The sequence below is a fragment of the Flavobacterium sp. genome (genome assembly GCF_031422135.1).
Classification (GTDB): Bacteria; Bacteroidota; Bacteroidia; order Flavobacteriales; family Flavobacteriaceae; genus Flavobacterium.
Genome location: NZ_JANOQD010000003.1, coordinates 116,144 through 134,812, shown reverse-complemented (window position 1 = coordinate 134,812; position 18,669 = coordinate 116,144). Strand labels below are relative to the sequence as shown.

General features: G+C 31.7%; 17 protein-coding genes. 9 read left to right on the top strand and 8 right to left on the bottom strand.

Annotated features, from left to right (window positions below; genetic code table 11):
• Window positions 1-110: 110 nt before the first annotated feature.
• Both RMO70_RS00785 and RMO70_RS00780 read left to right on the top strand, forming a co-directional pair.
• Entirely contained in the window at window positions 111-584 is a 474-nt protein-coding gene (locus tag RMO70_RS00785; RefSeq protein ID WP_310554511.1) for a lipocalin family protein, read from the top strand.
• 14 nt (window positions 585-598) lie between these two features.
• Complete coding sequence (locus RMO70_RS00780; protein WP_310554510.1) at window positions 599-1,297, top strand: OmpA family protein; 699 nt, start codon at window positions 599-601, stop codon at window positions 1,295-1,297.
• Window positions 1,298-1,355: 58 nt separating this feature from the next.
• Here RMO70_RS00780 and RMO70_RS00775 read toward each other — a convergent pair whose 3' ends face one another.
• Genes RMO70_RS00775 through RMO70_RS00765 form a run of 3 tightly spaced genes read right to left on the bottom strand, consistent with a single transcriptional unit; the run spans window position 1,356 to window position 2,362 of the window.
• A complete protein-coding gene (locus tag RMO70_RS00775) occupies window positions 1,356-1,982 on the bottom strand; it encodes a glycosyl hydrolase 53 family protein (protein WP_310554509.1) in 627 nt (208 codons plus the stop codon).
• Between the two features lie 49 nt (window positions 1,983-2,031).
• A complete protein-coding gene (locus tag RMO70_RS00770; protein WP_310554508.1) occupies window positions 2,032-2,157 on the bottom strand; it encodes a glycosyl hydrolase 53 family protein in 126 nt (41 codons plus the stop codon).
• Window positions 2,150-2,362, bottom strand: a complete 213-nt coding sequence (locus RMO70_RS00765) for a glycosyl hydrolase 53 family protein (protein ID WP_310554507.1) — start codon at window positions 2,360-2,362, stop codon at window positions 2,150-2,152. The genes RMO70_RS00770 and RMO70_RS00765 overlap by 8 nt, the downstream gene beginning before the upstream one ends.
• Window positions 2,363-2,622: 260 nt before the next feature.
• On the opposite strand from RMO70_RS00765, the gene RMO70_RS00760 reads away from it, so the two are divergent.
• The 4 genes from RMO70_RS00760 (at window position 2,623) to RMO70_RS00745 (ending at window position 7,434) form a co-directional block, all read left to right on the top strand.
• On the top strand, window positions 2,623-3,294 hold the full coding sequence (locus RMO70_RS00760) for a TetR family transcriptional regulator C-terminal domain-containing protein (protein ID WP_310554506.1): 672 nt from the start codon (window positions 2,623-2,625) through the stop codon (window positions 3,292-3,294).
• A 27-nt stretch (window positions 3,295-3,321) separates the two neighbouring features.
• A complete protein-coding gene (locus RMO70_RS00755; RefSeq protein WP_310554505.1) occupies window positions 3,322-4,635 on the top strand; it encodes an AarF/UbiB family protein in 1,314 nt (437 codons plus the stop codon).
• A 276-nt stretch (window positions 4,636-4,911) separates the two neighbouring features.
• Window positions 4,912-6,408: a PAS domain-containing sensor histidine kinase gene (locus RMO70_RS00750; protein WP_310554504.1), complete on the top strand. Its 1,497-nt coding sequence runs from the start codon at window positions 4,912-4,914 to the stop codon at window positions 6,406-6,408.
• A gap of 75 nt (window positions 6,409-6,483) precedes the next feature.
• Window positions 6,484-7,434, top strand: coding sequence for an ABC transporter ATP-binding protein (locus RMO70_RS00745; RefSeq protein WP_310554503.1), 951 nt, complete (start codon window positions 6,484-6,486; stop codon window positions 7,432-7,434).
• On the opposite strand, the gene RMO70_RS00740 is transcribed toward RMO70_RS00745, so the two are convergent.
• Together RMO70_RS00740 and RMO70_RS00735 are read right to left on the bottom strand one after the other, a co-directional pair.
• Complete coding sequence (locus tag RMO70_RS00740) at window positions 7,431-8,633, bottom strand: anhydro-N-acetylmuramic acid kinase (protein ID WP_310554502.1); 1,203 nt, start codon at window positions 8,631-8,633, stop codon at window positions 7,431-7,433. The two genes, RMO70_RS00745 and RMO70_RS00740, sit on opposite strands and share 4 nt — an antisense overlap.
• A gap of 75 nt (window positions 8,634-8,708) precedes the next feature.
• Window positions 8,709-9,482 carry a sulfite exporter TauE/SafE family protein gene (locus RMO70_RS00735; protein WP_310554501.1) on the bottom strand — a complete coding sequence of 258 codons (774 nt, stop codon included), beginning with the start codon at window positions 9,480-9,482 and terminating at the stop codon, window positions 8,709-8,711.
• Between the two features lie 101 nt (window positions 9,483-9,583).
• Here RMO70_RS00735 and RMO70_RS00730 point away from each other — a divergent pair, with 101 nt between their 5' ends.
• Both RMO70_RS00730 and RMO70_RS00725 read left to right on the top strand, forming a co-directional pair.
• Window positions 9,584-10,594: a beta-ketoacyl-ACP synthase III gene (locus RMO70_RS00730; protein WP_310554500.1), complete on the top strand. Its 1,011-nt coding sequence runs from the start codon at window positions 9,584-9,586 to the stop codon at window positions 10,592-10,594.
• Between the two features lie 121 nt (window positions 10,595-10,715).
• Window positions 10,716-11,363, top strand: coding sequence for a hypothetical protein (locus RMO70_RS00725; RefSeq protein ID WP_310554499.1), 648 nt, complete (start codon window positions 10,716-10,718; stop codon window positions 11,361-11,363).
• 60 nt (window positions 11,364-11,423) lie between these two features.
• Here RMO70_RS00725 and RMO70_RS00720 read toward each other — a convergent pair whose 3' ends face one another.
• Together RMO70_RS00720 and RMO70_RS00715 are read right to left on the bottom strand one after the other, a co-directional pair.
• Window positions 11,424-14,438 (bottom strand): T9SS type B sorting domain-containing protein, encoded by a 3,015-nt coding sequence (locus RMO70_RS00720; protein ID WP_310554498.1) that lies wholly within the window; start codon window positions 14,436-14,438, stop codon window positions 11,424-11,426.
• Entirely contained in the window at window positions 14,401-15,747 is a 1,347-nt protein-coding gene (locus RMO70_RS00715) for a choice-of-anchor L domain-containing protein (RefSeq protein ID WP_310554497.1), read from the bottom strand. The genes RMO70_RS00720 and RMO70_RS00715 overlap by 38 nt, the downstream gene beginning before the upstream one ends.
• 227 nt (window positions 15,748-15,974) lie before the next feature.
• Here RMO70_RS00715 and argS point away from each other — a divergent pair, with 227 nt between their 5' ends.
• Window positions 15,975-17,933, top strand: a complete 1,959-nt coding sequence (gene argS / locus RMO70_RS00710; RefSeq protein WP_310554551.1) for an arginine--tRNA ligase — start codon at window positions 15,975-15,977, stop codon at window positions 17,931-17,933.
• A 403-nt stretch (window positions 17,934-18,336) separates the two neighbouring features.
• Here argS and RMO70_RS00705 read toward each other — a convergent pair whose 3' ends face one another.
• A complete protein-coding gene (locus RMO70_RS00705) occupies window positions 18,337-18,657 on the bottom strand; it encodes a hypothetical protein (protein WP_310554496.1) in 321 nt (106 codons plus the stop codon).
• Between the last annotated feature and the right edge of the window lie 12 nt (window positions 18,658-18,669).

The following is an 18,669-nucleotide window of genomic DNA, read 5'->3' as shown; positions in this document are numbered from 1 at the left end:
TAACAATGACAAATTGTCGTTACAGTATAATTTTGATGAAAAAAATAATAATTTTGAAACAATTTAGATTTTAAGCTTTTGTATATTTGTTAAAATTTAAATTTATAGTTATGAAAAAAACAATTGTAGTATTGATGTTTTCAATTTTAGCTTTTGGGTGTAAAACGCAATCAATTACCAGTACAAAGGTTGACAACAAGACAGAAAGAGTAATCAAAGGAGATTGGACAATAAGTGGAGTGACTTATCCTGGTTCAGAATATTTTAAAGTGAATTCTTTCGATATTGCTGATTCAAAATGTTTTGTAGGTAGTGCTTGGAAATTTGTATCGAATAATAATAAAGGGACTATGGCATTGACTAGTTCAAGTTGTCCAAATTTTGCTTCTGACATTACATGGTTTATTAATAAAGAAGGACAATTTGTAATGAAAATTTTGGCTGCTGGCGATAAAGCAAAAAAAGTGAGAGATGGTTACATATTGAATGTTGCAAATGTTACGGAAACCTCTTTTCAATTACTAGATAGAATCGATGTAGGTGGAAAAGTAGGAAATGTGGTGTATCAATTTCAAAAAAAATAATTTAAATTTAAAATATGAAAAATATAAAAATAGCGATAGTTGCCATTTTAATGGTTTTAAGCCCAATACTTATAACAAGTTGTGAGGCTGTAAAAAATACAAATAAAACACAAAGAGGTGCTGGAATTGGAGCCGTTGGTGGTGCCATTATTGGGGGTGTTTTAGGGAATAACATTGGAAAAGGTGGAAATGGTGCTCTTGGTGCTGTTCTCGGAGGTGTTATTGGTGGCGTTGCTGGTGGTGTAATTGGTAACAAAATGGACAAGCAAGCTAGAGAAATTAGTACCAGTTTGCCAGGCGCAAAAGTGGAGCGAGTTGGAGAAGGAATTAAATTAACGTTGGGCGAAAATGCTGTGCGTTTTGATACTAATAAATCTACATTAACATCAAATGCTAAAGGAAATCTAGATAAGTTAGTGCCAGTTTTTAACGAATATCCTGATACTGATATTCAAATATATGGATATACAGACAGTGCAGGAGCTGATGATTATAACTTGAATTTGTCCAAACAGAGAGCCGCTTCTGTAAAAACCTATTTGTCGGGAAAAGGCTTAGCATCTTCAAGATTTGTAACTACAGGTTTAGGAGAAGTAGAACCAATAGCTTCAAACGATACTCCTGAGGGTAAATCACAAAATCGTCGTGTGGAGTTTGCAATTACGGCCAATAATAAAATGGTACAAGACGCTAAAAAAGAAACAGGAAACTAAATAAATAATTTATTCTTACTAAAAAAGCGATTTCAGTGATGAAATCGCTTTTTTTTATTTAGTTATTGTAAACTTCAAATGCTGGTAAGGATTTAAAATTAAAATCCCATAAGCAGTGGTTTTCCCACGATGACCCTGTTGTTGATGTAGCTGTATTTCCTGGAAATGAAACCCAGTCAGGAGCCCAATAAACAAATCCAATGCCTTTGTTATTAGGTATTTTTTTTATGATTGAAACTATTTTCATAAGATATTCTTTTTGACCTTTTGAAGTAGCAGGATAATCTGGAATGATTTCATCTAATTGACCAATATAGTTATTTAGATTGTCATTATATCTTAAAGTAAATGGATAGGATACTTCGACTAACATTATCTCTTTATTAAATTTTGATGCAAGCGTATTTAGTTTTGTTTGCACTACATTTAAATCTTTAGTTTGAAATTGAGGGTAATAGGATAATCCAATAACATCATAATCAATAGTATAAGGCTGTAATTTATCAAAAAAATAAATAGAATTTTCTACACTAGAATTGTGCAAAATGATTTTAGTTTTGTCGCCATTTACTTCTCTCACCGCTTCAACTCCTTTTTTAATTAAGGCTACATAATTTCCCCAATTACTATTGAATTCATTCCATACTCTACCATAATTCCAAAAAAAAACCACTATCGGTTTCATTTCCTATTTGTACAAATTCTGGAATGGTATTTTGATTTTTTAATTGTTGCTAAACATCTTTAGTATATAAATACAATTCGTCTTTAAGTTGATTTTGAGTTAAATTTTGCCAAGCTAATGGTGGAGTTTGATTGCCTGGATCAGCCCAAGTATCTGAATAATGAAAATCAAGCATAAACTTCATATTGTTTTATACGCAATGCATACGCCATAACTTGTTCTAAAGTATTTTGATTATCTAGAGGAGTATGCCAAATTTTGATGCGAACTAAATTACAACCTTTATTTTTGATATAAGGCAAAACTTCAATAGGATTATTATTAGCATCTTTATAAACAATAGGGTAATTTTCTAATTCAGATTGAAAAGATAAATCCATTCCTTTATAAAAAACTTTTTCCGTTGCAAGTATCTGTGATGGTGCAGTTTAATTATTTTTACTACAAGAAAAGGTAATGATTATTACTAGTAGCGATAGACTTTTTTTCATCATCGAAAGTTAAAAAAACAAACAGAAAAAATAAGTATCATTTTACTTTTTTATTTTCATTTTTTTTGAAAGACATTTAACAAATATTTTGTTTAACAGATATTAAAAATAAATAGACAAGTGGTATATTTACATAAAATTATACGACTATGGCAACTGCAAAGAAATCGACAGAAAAGAAAACACCAATCGATGACAATCATATCATAAGTTTATATATGAATGATGTTCTAGAAAACAATCATAATACTAAAAACGTATATGTTTTTTGTAAAAACAATGGGATTGAAGAGACTGATTTTTATATGTATTTTGGTTCACTCGATGCGGTAAAACAAGCTATTTGGACTAAGTTTTTTCAAAATGCGGTTATTACTCTAGAAAAAGATAAAAGCTATGCTAATTATCCTGATAAGAATAAATTACTATCCTTATACTTTACTTTATTCGAAATTTTGACATTAAATAGAAGCTATGTTGTTTATTCGTTAATGGAGAATAAAGAAGGAATGAAAAACTTGAAAGATTTCAAGGAATTTAGACATCATTTTAAGGAATTTATCAAAGACATAATGGAAACAAGCACTTCAGAAAATAGCAGTAGAGTAGCGAAAGTAGCTCGACCTGTTTTTTCTGAAGGTGCTTGGATTCAATTTTTATTCATCTTGAAATTTTGGATAGACGATACATCAAAATCATTTGAAAAAACAGATATTATTATCGAAAAATCAGTCAATACAGTTGTTGATTTATTAGACACAAAACCTCTTGAAAATTTATTCGATTTAGGAAAGTTTCTTTGGAAAGAAAAAATGATGTAATTGATTTAATTAAAAAAAACACTCCAAATGAAAACCCTAGATAAAATCCCAACAACCAAAATAGAACGTGCCAGCCAACTTTTAAAAACAGGTGTCAAAGTAAGTGGAAATTACATCTCATATTACAGTGAGAAAATAGTAAATCCGTCACTAACTCGTGATAAACTTAACGAAAATAATGCTGAAGATATCTATGATGGACTCAAAAATCTAAAAGGAAGCGCTTTGAAAGTAGCACAAATGCTGAGTATGGACAAAAGCATTATGCCTCAGGCCTATGTAGACAAGTTTTCGTTATCTCAATTTTCAGTTCCAGCCTTATCAGCTCCATTAGTTCGTAAAACATTTAAAAAATATTTAGGAAAATATCCAGAAGAAATATACGATACGTTTTCTCCAGACTCCGTAAACGCAGCAAGTATAGGACAAGTACACATAGCTACTAAAAATGGTAAAAAACTAGCTATTAAAATTCAATATCCTGGGGTTGCGGATAGTATAAGTTCTGATTTGGCATTAGTAAAACCTATTGCTACAAGAATGTTTAATTTGAAAGGAAAAGATTCAGAAAAATATTTTCAAGAAGTCGAAAACAAACTCATCGAGGAAACCGATTATATTTTGGAGTTAAAGCAAAGTGAGCAAATGTCAGCTGCATGTAAAAATATTGAAAATTTAAAATTTCCAAAATATTATGCTGATTTGTCTTCAGAAAAAATTCTAACAATGGATTGGATGGAAGGAGAGCATCTTTCCGAGTTCACTTCTCACAACCTAGACAGCTCGAAAGGCGATAAATTAGGGCAAACAATGTGGAATTTCTATATGTTTCAAATGCACAGTCTGAAGAGGGTTCACGCTGATCCACATCCAGGAAATTTTTTGGTTGATGCAAATTGTAATTTAATAGCAATTGATTTTGGGTGTATTAAAGAAGTTCCAAACGAATTTTATATACCGTATTTTGAACTTGCAAATCCAGAAGTTATCAATAATCCAGTCTTGTTTAAAGAGAAAATGTATGAACTTGAAATACTTCGTTTAGATGATTCCGAAAAAGAAATTGCCTATTTTTCTGAAATATTTTTTAGATTGTTGAGTTTGTTTACCAAACCCTTTCACGGAGATTATTTTGATTTTTCAGACGATGATTTTTTTGGACAGATAGCCACTATGGGAGAAGAATTTACTAAAGACACACAACTTCGCAAAATGAATGGAAATCGTGGGTCGAAACATTTTTTATACATAAACAGAACCTTCTTTGGTCTTTACAATTTGTTACACGATTTAAAAGCTAGGGTCAACACGCAAGAATTTAAAAAATATGAAATAGCATAGTTTGTTTTTTTTTATGTTTGTTTGAAAAAGCACGATTGTTTAAGAATCGTGCTTTTTTTTGTACAAAAAAATAGAATGATTGATAAAAGTGCATTTAAACGTTTTTATTAATCATTTTGTCGATTTTTTTTTTAGTTTTGTATTTATAGTAGCACTGTGAGGTCTGATTCTTACTTTTATAAAATAAATTCATTTTTTTGTTAAAATTTTAACATTTGTTGAGTTTTAATTTAGCTGTTTTATATTTTTACTATTTAATTTTAATTTTTTAAGTGTATGAATGTCAGTCTTATGGACAATGTGGAGAATGAATATTTAAAGAAAATTATAGGTAAACAAACGAATGTATTTTTTCAGTTTGTTTTGTCTTCTGAAAATGCTATCGAATTTAATTATTTGAATGGAGCTGTTGTCGATATTTTTGAACTATCTATTGAACAGGTTAGAATAAGCCCAAAACTAATATTGGAAGATAGTATTCATGCTGAGGATTCTATACGTTTTAAAAATTCCATATTTAAAGCATTTAACTCTTTAGGAAAATTTGAATTAGATTACAGGATTATTCTGCCATCTCAAAAAATAAAATGGGTTAGGGTTTCAGCAGAAACAGAAAAAGCTGAGAATGGAGGAGTTGCTTTTTATGGAACAATGTCTGATATTTCTTCAATAAAAGAGAAAGAAGAAGATTTTAAAATTTTTGAAGCCAGGAGTCATTTTGCTAATCTAGCTTCAGGAATAGGAGTTTGGGATTGGGATATGGTTACTAATAAAGTTTTTTATTCTACACAATCATTAAAAATTTTAGAATTAGACGATAGTGATTTTGATTTGATTGATAACCCAGAAAAATGGGATGATCGAGTACATCCAGATGATCGTGAAGCTTATTTTGGAAATATTAACTTGCATTTTGAAGGAAAAACACCTTATTATGAAACCTATCACAGGATCTTATGCTACGGAAAATACAAATGGATATTGGATCGAGGTAAAGTTATTTCTCGTGATGTGAATGGTAAGCCACTTCGAATTATTGGAACTCATACCGATGTTTCTGCTCAAAAAGACAGAGAAGAAAAACTGGAAGAAACATTAGGCTTGATAAATGAACAGAAAAATAAATTACTCAATTTTGCTTATATAGTATCTCATAATCTGAAAAATCACACCTCAAATTTGAGCTTATTACTACATACTTTTGATAATGATATACTGACTGCTAACGAATTAATGCCAAATATTAGAATTATTTCAAAAGAACTAAATGGAACAATCGAAAATTTAGTCGAACTTGTTAGTATTCAAACTAATTCTCAAATTAATTCACAGAATTTAGTTGTTTCGGATTATTTAAATAAGGTTTTTGTAGTATTAAATGATGAAATTATTAAAAATAATATTTTGATAGTCAATACTGTTCCAAAAGATTTTAACGTAAATTGTATCCCCGCTTATTTAGAAAGTATATTTTTGAACTTAACAACGAATGCTATAAAATATTTGAGAAAGTCACAACAATCTACCATAGAATTTTATATAGAAAACAAAGATGATTATAAAGTATTGTGTGTAAAAGACAATGGTTTAGGAATAGATTTAGTAAAATATAAAGACTTAATTTTTGGAATGTATAAAACATTTCATAAGCACAAAGATTCAACAGGAATAGGGCTTCACATCACAAAAAATCAAATTGAAGCAATGGGTGGTAAGATAGAGTTGGAAAGTGAAGTTAACGTAGGTTCAATTTTTAAAGTGTATTTTAAATAAGTGACCCTTCATTTTTTTTGTAATAAATAGTAATGTTTTTTTACAATCATCGTAACTTTGGTTTAAAATAGTAAAATGCTTCAAGTACAAAACATTTCATTTGGATATGATTTTCTAAATCCAATACTACACAACATTGATTTCTCAATAAACGAAGGTGAAAATATTGCCATTATTGGTGAGAGTGGATGTGGAAAAAGCACATTACTCAAATTAATTTATGGATTGTATGATTTAAATCACGGACATATTCTGTGGAATGGCACCGCCATTCTTGGACCAAAATTCAATTTAATTCCAGGAATGTCTTTTATGAAATATCTCGCACAAGATTTCGACTTGATGCCCTATATAACAGTGGCTGAAAATGTAGGTCAATACTTGTCTAATGCAAACCAAAGGGTAAAGAGCGAACGCATTCAGGAACTACTAGAAACAGTCGAAATGGCCGAGTATGCTGGTACAAAAGCACAGTTTTTAAGTGGAGGACAGCAACAACGAGTTGCTATTGCTAGAGTTTTGGCGCTTGAGCCAGAGATTCTGTTGTTAGACGAACCCTTTAGTCATATTGATAATTTTAGAAAAAACGCCCTTCGCAGAAATTTATTTGCCTATTTAAAAAATAAAAATATTACCTGTTTAGTGGCTACCCACGATAGTACCGATGCTTTATCCTATTCTGATCAAACTATCGTTTTGTATGATGGAAAAATGGTAGAAAAAACAGATTCTCATACTATTTATATAAACCCAAGCACTAAATATGTTGCGTCTCTTTTTGGAGAAGTTAATGAACTTAAACTATCCGAAGTGTCTGTTTTAGATGGAGATGATAAAACCATATTACTCTATCCACATCAGTTAAAAGTGGATCCAAACGGAATTTTAGAGGTTAGTGTTCGGAAATCATATTTTAAAGGCAGTTATTACCTCATAAAAGCAGTTTTTGACAAAAAAGTAATTTTCTTCGAGCACGATTGTAACTTGATTTTTAATGAGAAAGTGAGTTTGACTTATCATCCTTAACTCGGAAACGAAATTTTCCCCATTGTAACCGACGGAATTCCTTTTCTATTCCCAAAATTTGATGTCCCACCTGAAACAGTTTCATTAGCCAAAATGGCAAATAGCACTGCTTCTTTGGCATCGCCAGAAATGCCCAAATCGTTCGTTTTTAAGAATGTAAATGGCAACAATTCTTTTAGCCAACTTACTAACAACGGGTTGTGCATTCCGCCGCCAGACATATAAATAGTAAATGATTCATCGGCAATGTTTTCTATGGATAGTTTAATTGCTTCGGCAATGGTTTCAGCACTAAATCGAGTCAATGTGGCCAATACATCATTTATGGAAATGCACTCTGTTTGACTTTCTTTTTGAGCAATTCTTACATATTCAAGATTAAATAATTCTGGACCAGTTGTTTTAGGGAATGGTTTTTTGAAAAAATCATTGGCTTTTAATACCTTTAAAAGTTGGGGATTTACATTTCCTTTTTTAGCTATTTCAGCATTAGTATCGTATGCTTTTTCAGGAAAATACAATCTGGTAAAAGCGTCTAAAAGTGTGTTTCCTGTACCAGTATCAGTAACAAAAATAGTTTCAGGGTGCATATTTGATGGTAAAAAAGTAAAATTAGCAATACCGCCCATATTAAGCATAATTCGGTTTTCACCTTTTTTACCAAAAATAAAATAATCGCCATAAACCGCTAGTGGAGCACCTTCGCCACCAGCTGCTATGTGTTTTTGTCTGAAGTCGGAAAGTGTGATAATACCAGTTTTGACAGCAATATGGTCGCCGTCACCAATTTGTAAAGTGGCATTGGGAAATTTTTCTTGGTGGTGCAAAATTTTTGGGGCGTGCATTACTGTTTGTCCGTGTGAGGCAATTAAATCAACTTCGTGAGTTGGAATGTTCCATTTTTTTAGACATTGCAAAATCATATCGGCGTGAAGCAAACCAATCCATTCGTTAAGTAAAGCCAAATGCTTAAAATCGATAACTTCTTTGGCAAATACTTTTCTAATTTCTGTTTTGATGTCTTCAGAATAATCGATGGTGTCAAATTCTAACAGATTTACTTTTGTATTTTCTCCAGCTTCAGAAATTTCACAAAGCGCTATATCAAGTCCATCTAAAGAGGTTCCGGACATTAAACCAATAATTTTGCGAACGGGTTTCTGTGCAATATTATAGAGTGCTTGTATGTTGTGGTTCATTTTGAAGATATTTTGTACTAAAATAGTTTAAACTACTAATATTTATAAATTGCAAGCTATTTTTATTTCAAAAAATTATACTAAACCTAAAATGAGTAATCCTCCAAAAAGGAATAATAGAACAGCTACAATGTTTTGAACTATTGTAATGGTAGTTTTTTGCAATATTTTGTTGCCAAAATAAACGCCGAAAAATGCTGAAATCGTTGCCGATACTATTAACTTATAGTTTAAAGTGGTATCGTTTTTAATAATTTCAGGAATATAAATACTCAATCGAGAAATATCGACCAAACACGCTATAAAAACACCCGTGGCTATAAAGGCTTCTTTAGACAAATGAGTTCTAATCAAAAAAGCAGTGCGCAAAGCTCCTTGATGACCTGAAATACCACCAAAAAAGCCACTTAATACACCGCCAAGAGATAAATATTTTTGGTCAAATCCGATATTTTTAAATTTGGGTATAAAATCAAATACAGAAAAAAGAACTAAAAGGATACCTACGATTAGTTTTATGGGCATAATTTCAACTGTTTTTCCAAATATTGAATAGTCAAATAGCGGTTGCATATTAGTTAGTAGTTTTAGTAAATAAGCTCCAAGAAAGGCTGAAAACAGGGCTGGAATTCCGAATTTTAGAGCCACATTGGTATCAATTTTTTTCCCAAAAATTAAAAGTTTGATACTATTATTTGAAAAGTGAACAATCGATGTCATAATAATGGCAATTTCAATTGGAAAAAATAACCCAAAAACGGGTAATAGCAAAGTGCCTAACCCAAATCCAGAAAATAAGGTCAAAGCTGAGCCCAATAAAGCAACAAGACAAACAATAAAATAGTCCATATTTTTTTTATTTATGCAAATTAAGTAAAACTAGTAATTTTTAATTGCTTAATTTTACAATATATGTAAATTTGCATTTCTTTTTTTAATAAAAATATAATATGTACCATTCAAAAATTACTGGACTTGGTTATTTTGTTCCAGAAAATATAGTGACCAATGATGATTTGTCAAAAATTATTGATACCAACGATGAGTGGATTCAAGAACGAACAGGGATTCAAGAACGCCGACATATTGTAAAGGGAAGTGGGGAAACCACCACTACAATGGGATTAAAAGCTGCGAAAATTGCTATCGAAAGATCAGGAATTGCTAAGGATGATATTGATTTTATAGTTTTTGCAACCATATCACCAGATTACTATTTTCCTGGACCGGGAGTGGCTTTGCAAAAAGAATTGGGTTTAAAAACTATTGGTGCATTGGATATTCGCAACCAATGCTCTGGTTTTATTTATGCATTGTCCGTTGCAGATCAATATATTAAAACGGGTATGTATAAAAATATTTTAATTGTAGGTGCTGAATTGCAATCCATAGGATTGGATATGACAACTCGTGGACGCAATGTTTCTGTTATTTTTGGAGATGGAGCAGGAGCTGCCATAATTTCTCGTGAAGAAGATTTGACTAAAGGGATTTTATCAACCCATTTGCATTCTGAAGGGGAACATGCACTTGAATTAGCGGTTGCTTCACCTGGAATGGGAGGAAAGTGGGTTACAGATATTTTGGCAGAAAACAATCCAGATGATATTAGCTATTTCCCTTATATGAATGGGCAATTTGTTTTTAAACATGCTGTAACCAGATTTGCTGAAGTCATAAACGAAGGTTTGGGAGCTAATAATTTGCAAATTTCTGATATTGATATGCTAATTCCACATCAAGCAAATTTGCGAATATCTCAATTTATTCAGAAAAAATTTAATCTTACTGACGATCAGGTTTTTAATAACATTCAAAAATACGGAAATACCACCGCAGCATCTATCCCAATTGCTTTAACAGAAGCTTGGGAATTGGGTAAAATAAAATCAGGTGATACAGTTGTTTTAGCTGCCTTCGGTTCAGGTTTTACTTGGGCAAGTGCTATTATTAAATGGTAACAGTATTTGGATGAATATAGAATAATGTTAAAGGCTGTCTAAATTAATTTTAGATAGCCTTTTCGTGTAATAGTACAAATAAAATAACTAATTTCGCACAAATTTTAAAACCCCAAATAAAATGAAAAAATTACTTTTAGTGGCTTTAGCTATTTCATTGTTTTCGTGTAGTAGTGATGATAGTGCTGCACCAATTGTGCCAATTCCTACTAGTTCCATAGCCTATTTTAGAGCGTTGTTAAATGGCGTTGCTTTAGATTATAGTATGAATAACAATATTAATCCAACGCATAGTAATGGATTTTATATTGGTTTTTCTGGAGTAAACACTTTTGATAGGTCTTATTATTATGGTAGTTACTTGATACCTTCAACAACTATCAATGATTTTCCTCAAATAAGTTTAACATTTAATAATATGTTCAATACTTCATTATCAACAGAAAGTGAAACAAGTGCATTTAATACAAATTTTACAACTCCTCCAACAAATTTTATAACAAATACAGAAAATTCTAATAATATTAAGGGAATTGATGTAAGTTATCAATCGCCAAATGGTGTAAGATATTCAACTCTTTCTGGAAGTCAAACAGGAAGTATAATGGCAGTTTTGTCATCAGTTGCAGGAATAGAATCTGGTGGTTTCCTGAAAACGCAAACAGTAACCGGAACAGTCTCTTGTAAGTTGTATAATGAAAATGACGCTTCTGATGTGATTGTTTTAACAAATGGAACTTACAAACTTGTCTTCAGAGAAGATAATTAAAAAAGTATAAAAAAATCTCGAAGGATAAACTTCGAGATTTTTTTATGTGATTTCAGCATATTATCTTTTTAAGCTAAAATGAGATTTAAACGTTTTAGCACTTCCTTTCTCTGTGAAATCTACCGTAAACCAATAATCCGTTGCAGGTAATGGTTGTTCGTTAAATTTCCCGTCCCAACCATCAGTGGAAGGAGTTATTTGTTTGATGAGTTTTCCAAATCGATCAAAAATAGATATTGAAGCATCTGGATTAGTAGTTTTTAAACTCTCTAGATTCCATTTTTCGTGAAAACCATCACCATTTGGCGTGAAAAACTTCGGGTAGTTTATAATAAATACTTTTGATGGAGCTGGTGAGCAAAGACCATTTTTATCTCTAACCGTGGCAAGGTGTTCGCCAGCTGATACATTATAAAAAATAGGACTATCCTGAAAATTACTATCGTCTAACTGGTATTCGTAATTTTCGGAACCAGCACCAAGCACATTTATGGTAATATAAGTTGGATCTTCAAAAGCATCACTATACTCAATTGTTATGTATGGAGTATATAGTTTTACAACAGTGCTCATTATTTTTTCACACAGAAATGCTGTTTTGTCTGTAACAGTTACTTCGTATGTTCCTATTTCGGTAACAATCAATGTAGCTATATTTCCTCCAGTTGCAACTCCGTTTAGTGTCCAAGCAAAGTTATAGTTTGCGCTAGTTAATCCAGTATCTAAAGTGGCTGGATTTAGTATTGTCCCTTTTTCGTAATCACTACAAATAAAATATTCAGGTGCCAGTTGTACATTAGGTAATAAATTTACGTTTAGTTTTAGTTCCACAACATCAAAACAAGGATTTGCTATGGTGTTGTTTGTCAATCTCACCCAAACACTATCGGTAAATGGAATCGTATTTTGATATTTATTTGGCAAATTTATTGGAGTTGCAGTACTATCATTTGCAGCAACTTCGGTTATGAAAAATGCTAATGTAAAATCAGCATCTGGCGTTTGTCCGTTTAGAATGTTGGTTTTAATTGCGCTGTCTGTCAAATCAAATTCAAAAATACCATCGTTCAAACCAAAGGTGTCGCATTTCTGAATTTCAGTTGGAAACGGATTTGCAATTGGTCTTTTTACTATGGTAATAGTAAAACTACTTTCGTCTGCACAAATTCGTCTCACATTAGTTTGTGTATAAATATAAATTGGAGTCGTTGTCGAATTAGTATATTGTGTTAATGCAGGAATCATGCTTCCTCCTCCAGTTCCATCAGGATTATGAGGTTGAGTGTAATAGAATACATTTGGTGGTAAAACAGGTAAGGTGTAACTCTCACAAGCTATTTTGTCTCCCTTAAATGTACTAGGAATAGCTACGCCATCTAAATCTACGATAAACGAAGTTTCACTAAAACAAGTAGGATCATTTGTATTAACAGCATAAATATATACTGTTTTAATATTGTTTATTGTATTGGTATTGTCAATAGTATATGGTAGTGTAATTGGGTTAACTCCACCTGGACTATTGAAATAATTTCCAACAGAAAGTGGTGCTAATGTAAAACTATAACAATCAATATATCTCGTTGCAACAGGATCTAAAATAGGTTTTTGATTAATAGTTATTGTCCAAGGTTTCTCATTATAACAAGTTATAGACGATGCTGAAGGTTTAAAAACATATATAGTTGTTGTAGTTGTAATAGAATCTACACCGCCAAACAATTGCACATTACTTGCATTATTAGGTCCGCCATTCAATGTGTAATAGCTAGCTCCTTCGGTATTTACGGGAAGAGTATAGCTTTCGCATCGTGTAACAGGAACAGGGTCGGTTAAGGCTGGTTTGAGTATTCGTATGGTGAATGAATATGTATCAGTACAAGCTGCGCCAGGAATATATTGGTATATGGTCGTGGTTTGCGTGATTAATCCAAGTTGAATTAGTGCGCCCAAACCATTTGGTTCTGTTCTGTATTCTCCAACAGTTGGAGCAAGTAAATTATATGGTTCGCAGCTGTCAAAAGTGTCTAAAAAGCTACTAGTTCCTATAACAGCTGTAAAGCTTAAGATAGGTGTTCTACACGTGTTATTTTCTGAAAAAAGATATAAAACAGTATCGCTTGTAATGGGTAAAATAACTGGAATGTAAGCACCTGTATTGTCAATTGTATAATAATTTGCAATTCCAATATCAGTACTTATGGGCTGTAAAGTAGTAATTGAGATACAATCAAATAGGTTTGGAAAAGTGCCAGTTATGGTTGGAGTTTTGCTAATAGTTACGGTATAACTTGAAAAGATAATACAAGTTAAGTCAGTTGGGGATTGAAAATACACATAAATGGTATTCAGTCCTAAAGTATTTAAAGTATTACCTGGAAAGAGCTCAATATTTCCAGCAATCGGACCTCCATCTTGTCTGAAATAACGTGTTCCAGGATATGGGTATGAAGGAATCGAATAAGAATCACAAGCGACTGTATTTGCAGGTGTTAAATCTTGTATTTCCACTATAGTTACCATAAAATTTGTTTCTGTATCACATCCAGTAACAAGATTTTTATAGTATATGTAAATAGTTTGATCTGTTGAAATAATATCATTTGCATTAAGTTGTAATCCTGTTCCATTTATTCCTGAATAGTAATTACCTAATGTTAAACTTGGCAAAGCGTAATTTATACAAACATATTGATCGGGTAAGTCGATAACAACAGGTTTTGGATTTACAACCAAATTAAAACTCACCGAAGCATTAAAACAACTTGGATCAGAAATAAGTTGAACCCTAACATAAATAGTTGCGTTTCCAGAATTATGAAATCCAATAATATTGGAACCATTGCCACTAATCGCTTCAGCTTGTGTTGCGTAATATAGAACTTCAAAAATAGTAGAAGATTGTGTTCCTAAAATTGTACCTGTATTTGCCGATAAAAGAAAATTTGCCAGACCACTGCCAGAAGTAACTTCACAACCTTCCAATGTTCCAGGATTCGAAGCGGTAGGTCCAGAAGTAATATTTAAAATGAAACTTTTAGTAATATAACAAACCCGTAAAGTTATCTTCTGCACGAATCCAAATTGTTTTTGGCAAATCAACGGCATTCACATTGTAAATTAATGGTATTGCAGCTTGTTCGTTTTCAGCTTCATTTTCTAGTTCGTGAAAAGTTACATTTACTCCGCTGGTTTGAACTAAAGTTTGATTTGAGTTAAAATCGAAAGTATAACTGCTTTGTCCTGAACTGCACAAAAACAAATCCAAAGGCTCATTTGTAAAAACGACAGAATTGTATTCTATTGTAATATTATTAGTTGCTACCTCACAATTAGTTGATTGTACGTAGTAGGTAAGGAGATAAGTCCCAGCTTGATTGATAGTTAAGTCACTATTCGTTGCTCCAGGAATAGGAATTCCATTGGCATCTTTCCAAACAAAATCGAATAGATTGGAATCTAATCCAGAAGTTATAGTATATGGTTCGTTAATCCCGTTATTAGAGCACAATGCACTATTTGTGTTTATTGTTAAATCTGGTCCTAAAACATCTTGACCAAAATTAAAACTTCCACCACCTAAAAAAACGGCTGAATCAAACTGATTGTCATTGTTTCCATCAGCAATGACAAGTTTAATATGATAGGTAGTGTTTGGTACTAAGCTTGTTGAAGAAGCATTCATCAAAACTGTTTGCCCGTTATAGTTTGTTGCAGATGCAGCTGCCGCTGTTCCGTCATTAAATAAACCAAAAAAACCAGCATTTTCGCTTGTACAGGAAGGATTGTATGTTGTGTTTCGAATCGTTTGAACTGAAATTGGTATTGTTGTATTAGGAATTACGGCAAGGTTTTGAGTGACTCCAAAACTATCAGTTAATAAAAATGCAAAGGCATCTGGTGAAAAACATTGGTAGGTTCCATATTCTTCGGATGCAAACAAAAACTGAAAATTAAAATTTGGAGAAATAGGGGTAAAGTCAAACTCTAAAACAGTAGCATTTTTAGAAACCATTGTAACTCCTGCCGCTGCTAATGCGTTTTCTAGAGCGGAATCTCCATTCCAAGCTAATGTTCCGTCACTTAAAGTTGTTGTATTTGGGCCTGGAGAATTCAACACATTTCCAGTTGTTAAAATCACTCCGTTTTGTAGCGGAAAATTAGGATTTGTATTGGTAAAATATCCAATTCCATTTGTTGAACTAGGAATCGCACTTGTACCAGTACTAGACTGAACATTTCTAATATTTATGCAAGGACTATTGTTAGTCAAAACAGTTTTTACCAATTCATCAGAAGTATACGTAGTAGTATTAATAGTTATTGCTTGGGAAAAGCAAACTATTGAAAAAAGAAAAGTAATAAGTAGTAAAACTTTTTTCATAAAATAATTAGTAGTTGGTTTCTGGCTGTAAAGATAATTTTTTTTCGATAAAAAGTAATATTTAATCGATTAAATGCAGCGAAATGTTAATAACTATTTTTTTATAGCATTAAAATTCAATACGTTAGAACTAAATATGTATAACGATTTGAGAAGCTTTTTATTTGAATTAAAAACAATAATTTTTTTCGGTATTAATACTATCTTTGACATCTAAAAAAAGAATGATGAAAATACAAGAAATTTTAACCCAAAGTATAACAAAATCAATTCAAGAACTGTTTCAAGTAGCCATCGATAAAATCGAATTTCAGCAAACTAGGAAGGAATTTGATGGAGATATTACAATGGTTATTTTTCCGTTATTGAAACTCATTAAAGGAAATCCTGTTGAATTGGGTAACAAAATAGGAAATTATCTTGTTGAAAATGTGTCTGAAGTAAAAGCATTTAATGTAGTTTCAGGATTTTTAAACATTGTAATTTCTGATGATTATTATATTAATTTCTTCAACCAAATTAAAAATAACGAGCAGTTTGGTTTTGTTACTCCAACATCCGACGCCAAAGCAGTTATAGTCGAATATTCTTCGCCAAACACTAATAAACCTCTGCATTTAGGTCACGTTCGTAATATTTTGTTAGGTTATTCAGTAGCTGAAATCATCAAAGCATCTGGGAAAAAAGCATACAAAACCCAAATTATCAACGATCGTGGGATTCATATTTGCAAATCGATGTTGGCTTGGCAGAAATTCGGAAATGGGGAAACACCAACTACTTCGGGTTTAAAAGGCGATAAATTGGTTGGGAAATATTATGTTAGATTTGAACAAGAATTTCAAATAGAGTTTGATAATGAAATTAAGAACAATTTAAATGTTGATTTTGTAAATCAATGCATTGAATTTACAAACACTAATGAGTGGAATGAAACTATAGATGAAGGTATAAAAGAATATATTGAAAATGGGGGTTCAGATGATATTAGCGAAAGAGAAGAATATGTAAAAGAAGTTTTACATCCAAAAGTTTTAAAGAAACACTTTAAAAATATATATTTCAATAGATATAGCAAAATTGGAGCTGAGGTTCAACAAATGCTTCTCGATTGGGAAGCAGGAAAACCAGAAGTCATTGCGCTTTGGAAAACAATGAACCAATGGGTTTACGATGGTTTCGAACAAACCTATGAAAGCTTAGGAGTTAATTTCGATTCGTATTATTATGAAAGCAATACCTATTTGTTAGGAAAAGAAGTCGTACAACTAGGTCTAGAAAAAGGCGTTTTCGAAAAAGATCCTGATGGCTCGGTTTGGATCGATTTAACAGAAGATGGTTTGGACCGTAAAATTGTGCTACGTTCTGACGGAACAGCCGTTTATATGACACAAGATATTGGCACCGCCATTCAACGTGTTAAAGACTGCAAAGAAAAAAACATCGATATCGAAGGAATGGTTTATACTGTAGGAAACGAGCAAGATTACCATTTCAAAGTTTTGTTTTTAATCTTGAAAAAACTAGGTTTCGATTGGGCCAAAAGCCTACACCATTTGTCCTACGGAATGGTCGAATTGCCTTCTGGAAAAATGAAATCTCGTGAAGGAACCGTTGTCGATGCGGATGATTTGATAGAAGAAATGACGAAAACGGCCCAAAAACTTTCCGAAGATTTAGGAAAACTCGAAGGCTATTCTGACGATGAAAAAACCAAATTATACAACACAATTGGTCTTGGTGCTTTGAAATATTATATGCTCAAAGTAGATCCTAAAAAATCAATGCTTTTCAATCCCGAAGAATCTGTTGATTTTGCAGGAAATACAGGGCCTTTTATTCAATATACCTATGCTCGTATTCAATCTATTTTGCGAAAAGCCGATTTTGATTTTTCACTTAATATTCAAACTGAACTGCATCCAAAAGAAAAAGAACTCATCAAACAAATAGAACTCTATCCAGAAGTAATTCAAAACGCAGCACAACATCATAGTCCAGCATTATTGGCTAATTATACTTATGATTTAGTGAAAGAATACAACTCGTTTTACCAAACCGTTTCAATTTTGGGAGAAGAAAATCAAGTCAAAAAAGTGTTTCGAGTACAATTGTCTCAAAAAGTAGCGGATATTATAAAATCGGCTTTTCACCTATTAGGAATTGATGTTCCTGAGAGAATGTAATTTATTACAAATAGGGTCTTTTTTAAATAATTACTCGTAATATAACATATAACAGTTATTGTATTAGTTTTTTACTTCAGATTACTAGGAGCTATTCCTGCTGTCCATTACAAGAACTCAGTATAAAATTCGTTTTAGTAAACACTAACACGAGCTTCCTCTGGTCGCTGTGTTACTGTAACTAAAACTGCTTTTTATACTTTGTTGCTTTTCATTTCCATCAGGGCTAACCGCCGTAAAAGGAATGTTTCAGATTCTTAATGGTATTTAATTATCAGGTATGTGGTGTTAGTTTTTACGTTTTATTATCTATTCATTGTATAACAATAAACTCATTGTCAGATTAATATCTAATTTATTTGGTAAACCATTCTTTCATTGGAGTTATCGCAAAGAAATCACTTTATAATTGTTTTAAAATATCTATTTTAACAGTTTTTTTATCAGGATTATATTTCATAAACAAAAAGCTATTATTGTTTCTTGGTATTAGTTTAAAAGATACTTCATTAGCATTTAATTCCAGTTTAGAAAAATCTGATATAGTAAAAATATTATTTTCTAAAACACCTTTTTTAATTCTAAAATCTGGCTTTTCATTTACTATTTTTCTGTCCAAATAATAGATATTTTGCAAATCATTATTGTTTTTTGATAAAAACAAATAGTCTAATTTTCCATCATATTCCATTTCAGTCAAATTAAAATAAGGTCTAACAACCATAGTGTTTAAACC